The 1,568-nt window shown below is 63.3% G+C and carries 1 protein-coding gene; it reads right to left on the bottom strand.

Annotated elements, in window-relative coordinates; translation table 11 throughout:
• Positions 1-270 precede the first annotated feature (270 nt).
• Entirely contained in the window at positions 271-1,428 is a 1,158-nt protein-coding gene (locus AC5W54_RS22435) for an IS110 family RNA-guided transposase (RefSeq protein ID WP_495964314.1), read from the bottom strand.
• Between the last annotated feature and the right edge of the window lie 140 nt (positions 1,429-1,568).

The following is a 1,568-nucleotide window of genomic DNA, read 5'->3' as shown; positions in this document are numbered from 1 at the left end:
GGTATGGATTGACCTGTCAAGGGCTCGGTTGTCTCTGGTGCATGCGGTTGTCCTCAATGCCTACGGGTCAGGGAGCGAAGGGCTATCAGCGACGGTGGATCTCTCTGGTATTCGTGGGTTGGGTACCGACCTGTCATCACTTCGTCGCGGAGCTGCCCTGCTCTACAGTCGAGGGTCACCCCGCCCCGGAGGATGGGGGCCTCATAGGAGCGCCAGGGGTTCTCCTACCGGCCCGACACTCCCTGACGCGTAGACACTGGGACATCGTTGTCATACGGTCGCTCGGCTGCCGTGCGGTTTGCCCATGGCCTCGCAGGCAAGCGCCCACAGGAAGCCGGCCAACTCTCGCGCCACGGCCGCAGTGACCTGCTGCTTGACCTTGCCCGTGGCCGTCAGCCGACGGAAACGCCCGCACAGGCGCTTCTGAGCCTCCCAGGCGATGGCCTGAGCCGTCGGCGAGGTGCGCTCGGCACGCTGCTGAATGATGCGCGTCTTGCGCGCCGGAAAACGGTAGCTCCAGGCGGCCTCTACCAGCACGCGGCGAACATGGCCGTTGCCGGTCCTGGTGATGCCCCCCTGGCGTCGGCTGCCACCACTTGAGTGCTCGCTTGGCACCAGGCCCAGATAGGCCATCAGTTGTCGCGGTGAGTCGAAGCGACTGATGTCGCCGAGTTCAGCGAGCACCGTCATGGCCGTGATCAGACCGATCCCGCGCATCGCCATCAACGCCTCGACCACCGGAGCCAGCGACCAGCTCGGCAGCGCCGCTGCCATCTGCTTTTCCAGGCCAGCCACTCGCCTCTGGGCTTCTTTCACGGCATCGACGTACTCCTCCAGCACGATCTGCTGAACCGGGGTGTCGAAGCGGACCGTCTCCAGCCAGCGAAAGTGAATGGGAATCCACTTGCTCTTACCACGGTAGACCTTGCCATGTCGCAGCAGGAAGGCGCTCAGCCGCTGGCGGGCCTTGAGCTCGATGGCCTTCATGTCCTCCCGCGCTCGCGTCAGGTCGCGAATCGCCTCCTGCTCCGGTGTGGGCACCCACACCGGGGTGAGTTCGCCCGAGCGGGACAGGCGGGCCAACATCTGCGCATCACGGCGGTCGGTCTTGACGCGATCACCGGCGCGGCGGGGGATCAACGACGGAGCCACCACCTCGCAGTCATGACCGCTGGCCTGGACCTGATGATAGAGCCCATAGCCGCAGGGTCCCGCTTCGTAGCTGAACAACAAGGGCTGACCGCCAAAACGCTCGTTTAGCTGACGAACCAACTTGTCCACGGCCTTGGGCTCGTTGGGAATCTCGCCACGAAACTCGGGCTCCTGACGCCCCACTTCGGCAAGGGATACCGCAATGGTGGCTTTATGCACGTCCAGGCCAATATAAGCAGCATGGACGTTGCTGGCAGCGCTGAGTCGTTCAGCCACAGCCCCCTTAACAACGGATTGCTGAGTTGCGTTAGACTGATTCATGACCTGCCTCCCTCAATAGTGGCTCTGTGTTCTGGTCCCTACCTCAACGTAACCCACGACGTTGAGGCGGGGCAGGTCAATCCATCATGTCTACA

Source organism: Halomonas sp. LMYGS-3 (genome assembly GCF_059509875.1).
The sequence above is the reverse complement of the archived record's forward strand: the minus strand, read 5'-3'. Positions and strand labels throughout refer to the sequence as shown.